Annotated in this window: 6 protein-coding genes, 1 tRNA gene and 1 pseudogene; 3 read left to right on the forward strand and 5 right to left on the reverse strand. The window is 54.1% G+C overall.

Translation table 11 applies throughout. From position 1 onward, the window contains the following. Positions 1 to 391: 391 nt before the first annotated feature. Positions 392 to 781: a hypothetical protein gene (locus tag IQ273_RS27295; RefSeq protein ID WP_194026283.1), complete on the forward strand. Its 390-nt coding sequence runs from the start codon at positions 392 to 394 to the stop codon at positions 779 to 781. A 1027-nt stretch (positions 782 to 1808) separates the two neighbouring features. Here IQ273_RS27295 and IQ273_RS27300 read toward each other — a convergent pair. The 3 genes from IQ273_RS27300 to IQ273_RS36060 form a co-directional block, all read right to left on the reverse strand. Then, on the reverse strand, positions 1809 to 4205 hold the full coding sequence (locus tag IQ273_RS27300) for a DUF3987 domain-containing protein (protein ID WP_228053976.1): 2397 nt from the start codon (positions 4203 to 4205) through the stop codon (positions 1809 to 1811). Between the two features lie 330 nt (positions 4206 to 4535). Further along, positions 4536 to 4805, reverse strand: a complete 270-nt coding sequence (locus IQ273_RS27305) for an AlpA family transcriptional regulator (protein WP_035984832.1) — start codon at positions 4803 to 4805, stop codon at positions 4536 to 4538. Next, entirely contained in the window at positions 4687 to 5010 is a 324-nt protein-coding gene (locus IQ273_RS36060) for a helix-turn-helix domain-containing protein (protein WP_194026284.1), read from the reverse strand. The genes IQ273_RS27305 and IQ273_RS36060 overlap by 119 nt, the downstream gene beginning before the upstream one ends. A 98-nt stretch (positions 5011 to 5108) precedes the next feature. Between IQ273_RS36060 and IQ273_RS27315 the strand changes: the two genes are divergently transcribed. Beyond that, the gene (locus IQ273_RS27315) at positions 5109 to 5744 is read left to right on the forward strand and encodes a LexA family transcriptional regulator (protein ID WP_194026285.1); all 636 of its coding nucleotides are present in this window, start codon (positions 5109 to 5111) and stop codon (positions 5742 to 5744) included. 10 nt (positions 5745 to 5754) lie between these two features. On the opposite strand, the gene IQ273_RS27320 is transcribed toward IQ273_RS27315, so the two are convergent. Both IQ273_RS27320 and IQ273_RS27325 read right to left on the reverse strand, forming a co-directional pair. Continuing rightward, positions 5755 to 6909 (reverse strand): tyrosine-type recombinase/integrase, encoded by a 1155-nt coding sequence (locus IQ273_RS27320; protein ID WP_313898266.1) that lies wholly within the window; start codon positions 6907 to 6909, stop codon positions 5755 to 5757. A 142-nt stretch (positions 6910 to 7051) separates the two neighbouring features. Then, positions 7052 to 7125, reverse strand: a tRNA-Pro gene (locus IQ273_RS27325). Between the two features lie 351 nt (positions 7126 to 7476). Between IQ273_RS27325 and IQ273_RS27330 the strand changes: the two are divergent. Further along, a pseudogene (locus IQ273_RS27330) lies at positions 7477 to 7899 on the forward strand (phosphoglucomutase/phosphomannomutase family protein); the annotation flags it as partial.

Raw genomic sequence — 7899 nt, forward strand, 5'->3', positions numbered from 1 at the left:
CCCTAGAGCTAAATCGCGTCGGCTACCACGAACTACCCCTGACAGCACTGACCAATCTGTAGCGCTGAGACCAACGGCCTTTTCTCGCAAGGTAAAGCATAGACAACCGCGAACGTTCCCTTGGATGGCACTCAGCTGTCTTCTGATTGGATATATGCCCATAGGCCTGATACTAGGTTTTTCTTATGATTGGATTGAGGCTGAGATTTGGGTTGGGGCCGTAGCTTGGGCTACAGCTGGGGCTGCAGTTTGGGCTGGGACTGTAGCTTCAGCTAGGGATAGTGGCGTGAATTGGGTTGGAGGGATTGTAGCTTGGACTTTGGGTGGGGCTTGGGCTGTAGTTATAGCTTGGACTGGGGCTACAGCTTGGGCTTGGCCTTGGCCTTGGGCTGTGACTTGGGTTGTGGCTGGGGCTTTTGCTGGGGTTTTGGCTTTACTTGGGACTGCAGGTGGGGCTTTTGCTTGGGATAGAGCTTTTCGAAGGAGTGCTAAAGCGTCTAGGAATGGGACTTGGGCTGGAACTTGGGCTTCTTTAGGAGGGGGAGTAATTGGCTCTTTTACGGGCATTGGTTTTTGGGAAGGTCTGGGCACTGGATTATTAGCCTTTATTCAGTTTTGGTTTGTTTTAGAAGGATTAGCTATCTCTGAAGAGAGCTTTAGAAGCCGTTATCCGAAAAGCAGCATATTTACTATTCTCAGTAGTACTTCTGCCTTGGGTTTGGCCATAGGTGGAGCACTTGGGTGGTGGCTAGGATTATCCGGTTTTAGATTGCCTAACTAACCTCAGTTCGGGTTAAAGGCTGTTTCTAGAGCCAAAATCCCTAAAACGACGCGGCCTCGTTGAGTGGCAAGACCACTAAGCAACGGAAGGATCTGGGTTTTGGCTTATCCCGAACTCAGGTTACTTACCTACCACCCACCCCTTCCCCTCAAATACTGCTGTTCCTTACCTCTACAGCAGCATCTCCAATCCTCGCCATATAACCCGTCCGTCACAAATTACCGAAAACTCCCCCAGGTGCGGGCACTCTACCAAACGGTAGTTGGGCATGTTGGGGTTGTGAAAAGTGTTCTCGATGGGGTGGCGATCGCGAGAGATAGAAGGTGGGCAGTGCCTACCCTAAAGCTACCACTTGAGATAGTTGGGCAATAGCAAAATCCGTAATCTGTCGCCGTTCAATAGACTTAAACCCTAGCACAAGTTGTTCAGCGACTTTGTGAATGTCCTGTTGGGTCAGCTCCCACTTATCCCAAGGCAATCGCATTTGCCCGAGTGATTGTTTTTTTGTTCCGAAGCTTTTAACATTTGGGGCGGAGTTTATTGCCCCAAAAGCTATGCTTTTCTGAATTAGGCTGCAGTTTGTAACGCTCACAAAACTTACGATACTGTGCCGCACATTTATCCGTGACTCGCCCAATGATAGAAACGCCGGATATCATTTCGTCAGTCCATCATCGCTGAGGCGATCGTAGCTGCCATAGTTAGAGAAATCATAAAAATCCTCGCCGCATTGCCACCTTATCGGCTGGGAAGCAGTCCAGCGCGGTGAGATTGTCGAAAGCCCCACCGCTATGGCCCACATTCAAGAAAACCTGCGGTCTCGCTAACCCCTCTCCCAACTGCTATGTTTCAGCTTGGCTTCATCTACTTTTGTCGATAGACACGGTAGACAACGGTAGACGCAGTGTCTACCGAGCAAAAGCCTTTCTCTACAAGCCCTTCAGCCATTTCGGTAGACGGTAGACACTTTCCTAGCAATTCCCCCTTGACAAACCCTGTCTACTTGTCTACCGTTTCGCTATAACCCTTATCCATCAATACTTTCAGCGGTAGACACCCCGTCTACCGTTCCCTCAAATCTGTCTACCGCGTCTACCGTTGCCCGCCACCGCAGCCGATTCCCCACACCCTGGGTTTCCCCATACCCCATCGCCTCCAGCTCCAAAAAATGAGCGCGAATCACCTCCACCCTCGCCTTCCGTAAACTGCGCTCATAGTTCCGCACATCCTTTGCCCGTAGCCAACCCCGCACCCGCGATAGCTGAATCAGCTTTGTATAGACCGGCTCCAGCGCCCCATCCACCGTATTCCCGTCCGCATAGAGCAGCTTCACCTGGCCAATGAACCAACGCCCCAGCTTAATCGCCGCCTGCATCTGGCTCGCCTCCACCGCATGGGTCGGCAAATGCCCCTCCACCGCTGCATTCAGGCAGTGCAGAATCAGCGCCAGCCGCCCCGTGTAGCCCTGCATCTTGGAATACACCGCCTGCAAGCCTGGGTGCGTCTCCGTCACCCTCAGCTGATCCAACTGGTCATACCAATCTGCAAACAAGGCCTTGGCCTCAGGGCTCAGCCGATAGCACTGAGCCGTCAACCCCTCCAACTGCTGGTAGAGTCCATACAGTCGCTCCGACACGTCATGGCGCACCGTCCGCCGGGGAAACGGCGCAGGCTTCAGCGGCAGTAGACACCACAAAAACCTGGCCCATTGGCCACTGGCATCCGAGCAATCCCCCATCATCTCCCGCAGAATATCCGGCTGAATCGTCCCCGTTAGGCTCAGGCTGGTACGCGGCAGGCTAATCCGTAAACCGCTGGCCCGATCCACCTTCAGCCCCGAGCCATCAAAGGCCGTCAGCAGTGACTCCTTATCGTTACCCCGACCATTGCGGTACTGGTTCTGCCCCTTGAAGAGACCCGCCAGCTCATCCGGCGTCACCAAAATGCCCCGCTCCGGCTGTTGGGACTGAATGCGGGCGATCGCCTCCCGTGTCGCATCCGAGGTGTGATATTCCCGTGGCATCGGCTTTCTCGGGCGAATGCCCCTATCTTCTACCCTAGTTTGCTCCCAATCCCGCAGGTCAACCTCATACTCCGAGGCGGCATACTCATATTCCTGATCCGCCTCCGCCTGGAGCAGCGAGAGCGGCCCTAAAATCTGTCGCTGAATTGGGCTCTTCTTGCTGCCTGAGGGAGCCACCAGCCCCGTGAACACAATCGGCGGCACCGAGAACCCCATCCCAGCATCGATCTCTAGCTCCGTACCCACCCGCAGCAGAGACGCCGCCACCGGCAGCAGCGTCACCAGCATCGCCGCTGGGGTGGCCCCAATCCAGTCCGCGATCTGCTCCAAGGGTTCCGCCAGGTCGGCATGGAGATACTCCCCCAGACATAGCTGGTAGTCACCAATTTTGAGCAGCTGGTGAATCTCGGCCCGGCGATCATCCCGTTCCTCTGTTTGCTCCATCTCCGCCTGCACCAGAGTGACCAGGTTACCGATATCCCTAGCCGATAGCCCCGTCTCCTGGTGCCATTGAACCACCTGCGCAGCGAGGGCCAGTTCGGTGGGGCTGGTGCCCAGATAGGTGCAAATCTGGTCTTGCAAAGCCTGCACCGACAGTCGCTCGGCGCTTTGATTAGAGCTGATCTCCAACTGCCGCCGGTCTTGTACCGCTGCTCGAATCTGCTCCGCTGTGGCCCCATCATGAATCCAATCCACCACGTCCAGCCCGCCATGCTTCGGCAGGTTCTGCCAGCGCAGGCTGTCAGGATAGGGGTAGCACCACTGGGCTGAGGGGAAGTCCTGGGCGACTTCCTCCATATGGGCAATGCCGACCTGGTCGCGATCTGGGCACAGCACCAGCTGGGCCGCTTGCAAATCCTGGCGGTAATCACCATAGCTGCGGTACTTCTTGGAGCCCCCCAGGGTAGTGGTCGCGGGAATGCCAATTCCCCACAGGGCATCAGCGCAGCCTTCCCCCTCCACCATCCAGATAGGTTGACCGATAGATATGGCATTCTGGACATCCCGGTAACGGTAGATCGGCACCTGGGCTCTAATCTCAGGGGTCAGCCCCTTGACCCACTGCTGCCCGTTCCAGTGATACTGCACAAAAAACTTCGCACCGTTGCCCCGATCCACCCGCGTCACTTTCACCAGGGGCTGACCAGTTCGACTGGGGTAAAAGTAATCCTGCCGCTGCTGGGGGCGAACCGGCTTCTCAGGGGAAGCGGTGGCTGCAAAGTATTGCCCCCACATGCCATCGGCTGTCGGGCCTCGATAAACATAGCCGTCTACCGCCCCATCCTGGTCTACGTGGGTGTGGCAGAACACCACCTCCTCATTCCAGCGGCAATCTTGGTCTTTGGTGCGTCCACAAATCGGACAGGGGCGCGATCGCCCTGAGTAAGTGTACTGCGCCATGGTTAGCTCCTAATTTTAGGAGCCAGGCCACCACAATCAACCGTCTGTTTTTAACCGTTAGCTGTGCCCAGAGTGGACATTTCCGATGTCTTTGCTATAGTTGAAGACACCAGTTCTAGCAGTAGGTTGATGACCTGGGCGGTTCGGCAAAAACTGCATCAGGATATTGATTAGCCTGGCTTAGAAAATAAACAAAGAAAGTCTGACACCCTTACTGCGTTCTAGTTAGGGTGTTTTTTCATAGGCTTCAAGAATGAGATGCTAAGATTAGCTCTTAATCACATACTTGATCGACTATCGAGATATCAAGGCAGCTTGATGCCCCTCAGGTTATCGACGATTAGACCGCTGAGGAACTTTTCGCTGGTTACTCAACAAACTGGCCTGATAGACTTCGATAGCTCGCTGGTGGGCCACTGGGTCATGGCGGTTTTGGAGCCAATCTTTGATGAGTTCCAAGTTGTAGCGGGTACAGCGACTATTAATGCGAACCCAGTGAATGCCCTCGATTAACAGGCCCTGCAATCTGTATTTTTTTAAGGTAGTGCTGCTGAGATTGAGGTACTGTAGCGCTTCCTGCTTGCTGACAAACTGATTCATGGGTTCCCCCTCCTTTATAACGTTGAGGCCAGATCTCCCGAGGAGATAAGCCAAGTTTGGCCGCGATCACTTTTTCAATCCTGCGAGAGCGTTGCCTCGTCAGGGCATGGGAGATGGCAGAAGGCCCCACACCGAGCTCTTTGGCAATGCCGGTTAACGTCCAGCCTTGCTTACGAAGAGCTGCCTTAATGTCCTCTACGTGCATAAAATCAACAAAGCTCCATCAATATATCGATGAAGCTAACAATAAATAACGCGCATGTCAAGCGCTATAATTTGCAGTATTAAATCTCTGGACTTGCGATGAATAACACGCCTTCTAATGAGGGGCAGGCGATACTGACCGACTCAAACGATTTCCCCCAACGCTTAAAGCAGGCCCTTGGAGAGAATAGCATTCGAGGATTTGCACGAAGCTGTGGTTTCTCTGACACAGTTCTGCGTCAATACCTCAACGGCCAAAGCGAACCTACCCGACCTGCACTGCTCGCCATAGCACGCACGGCAAACGTCAGCGTAGAATGGCTGGCTGGTGGTCAGCCCGGTCACAACAGCTTGGGAGACGGAGAATCCAAAGAGTATATTCATAAGGATCCGCTAGCTTTCCAGACGGACTGGCTCAAGTCTGAGTTCCCAAAGTCTTATGACCACTTACTCCTGACCCAAGTCCAGGACGAAAGCATGGAGCCTACCCTGGTTCTCGGAGACCTAGTCCTAGTAGATACTCGTGTTAGGGAGTTAGCGGCTATCGACCATGGCCTTTTCCTGTTTAAGCTAAATGAGCGAATTTTGATTAAGCGCTTGCAGTACATCCCCGAGAATAACTTTCGGGTGCTAAGTGATAACCCTGCCTACGAAGCTTTTTCCTTAGACTTGTCTAGCAAAGCTAATGGCCTAAGCATCATGGGCAGGGTAGTTTGGTTCGGACGCAAGCTATAACGTTAGCGCTTTAGAATTCCACCATCACGGCAGACTTCTGAATGACGGAGGCATAGTGTTTGAACAAAATTTGAGGATCGTGACCTGTTTGCTCTGCTACCGCTAGAGGATTTGCGCCATTCGCCAGAGCATGGCTGATGGCAGTATGGCGGGTAGAGTAAGGCTTCCGGTAGGTAATTTCGAGCCGGGTCAAGATTTTTGTCCAGGCTCGGCGACGGAAGGTATGGTCGTTGAGGAGCTTTCCCTTCGGCGATGGAAAAACTGATGCTTCAGGATCCACGTTAGTAGGTTGTCTAGCAGATAGCATCTCTGCCACCGTGGGGGTAAGGGTTATCGTCCGATCCTTCCCAGTTTTGGTGGTCTTACGGACGCCTCTAGAAACAGATTCGCCAATCCATACCGTTGAGTAGTCATCGGCAATATGCTTCCACTTTAGGGCTACAGCTTCCCCAAAACGACAGCCTGTACCGAATAGGAACGTCACGAAGTCGGCGTAGTGCTGGTAGTAACGATCCGTTCTAAACGCCGCCAAGATAGCTTGAACCTCAGCCAATGTAAATGGCTTAACCTTCTGCTTAGGGGCTGGTTTCACCCTCTCTAGAACGGATGCCCAGGGGTTTTGCCCGAGTGTCTGCTCAGCCCAGTTCCAACAGGACTTAACTAGGGTTAGGTAGTCTTTGGCCGTTCGTTCGACCACTCGCTTTCGCAAGTACTCGGCAAAAGCGGTGGCACTGTCCTCATCCACAGTGTCTGCTGGCTTAGTTGAGAAAAATGCGTCTAAATGTCGCTGCGTAGCTCCATATCGGCACAGACTGCCCACCTGCAAGTCTTTGGCTTTGGTCTGAACCGCTGTGAATTTCTCAAATAGCCCAGTCACGGTGGTTGCTTCGCGCTTCTTAGCGGCAGCTTTGGGTGGCTTGTACTTCTTGAGGGTCTCATCAAAGTTGCCGGAGGCAATATCCAGTTCTATCTGAGTCGCCTTCTGCTGGGCCACGATGCGATTGACTCGGGAATCAGGCAAGCCAACGGCTATGTAATGGCGTGTGCCTCCATAGGTAAAGCGTAATCTCAGCCTGCCTTTATCGCTTTCTACCTTGACAAGGCTTCTATCTAGGTCGCGGCTCAGCGTCGGGCGTGCCGCTACGGGGGGTTGCATAGTAGTCATCTTCCTACCAATTTCCTACCACTCAGACGTCCAAAAGCGTCCAAAAGTAGCCAACCTCACCCCCCCTATTGACAATATGTTAGGGTCATCAAAAGGTTGATGCGTCGGCTACAAGGCGCTTCCGCAGTAGGTTTTAGAAGAATCGGGATGGCGGGATTCGAACCCACGGCCCCTTCGTCCCGAACGAAGTGCGCTACCAAGCTGCGCTACATCCCGCTTGCACTTGATTAGGGTAGCACAGTAGCCCACCAGCGTAGACAAATTTAGGTCGGTAGCAGCGATTCGCAGCGCCTAAAGCCTGCGACATCCTACAGCCCAGCCCTAATATCCGCCATGCCACAAACTCCAACCGGCCCTCACTTCCCCGCGCCATCCCACAATGCACCTAGCATTTGCGCCCAGCCGCGATCGCTTCAGGACAATTCGCCAATCTTTCAACACTTTCCGGCAAAGCGAGGCGGTTGGGTAAATTGTCGGTAGTGCCGCTGCCGGGGTCGTGTCACCGTCGAAGTAAGCGGGTAAACTCTAGAAAAATCTGCTCTCCTACTCTGATATTTGGAATCTGCTATGGCAGCACCCTCTGGCCCCATCCCAGCTACCCCAAAGCCCATCAAGTTTGGCACTGACGGTTGGCGCGGCATTATTGCCGCCGACTTCACCTTCGAGCGAGTGGCTCAGGTGGCGGCGATATCGGCCCACGTTTTGCACCGCTGCTTTGGGGCCGAAACCGGCAGCCGCACCGTGGCGGTGGGCTTCGATCGCCGCTTTTTGGGGGCCGAGTTTGCCCGCACCGCTGCCGAGGCGATCGCGGCTCAGGGGTTCGACGTGCTGCTCTCCCAAGACTACGCCCCCACGCCAGCCTTTAGCTATGCTGCCAAGCACCAGGGGCTGCTGGGGGCGATCGTGATTACCGCCAGCCACAACCCCCCCACCTACTCGGGGCTAAAGATTAAAGGAGCCTTTGGCGGCTCGGTCTCGCCAGAGGTGACC

The organism is Nodosilinea sp. LEGE 07298 (genome assembly GCF_015207265.1).
GTDB lineage: Bacteria > Cyanobacteriota > Cyanobacteriia > Phormidesmidales > Phormidesmidaceae > Nodosilinea.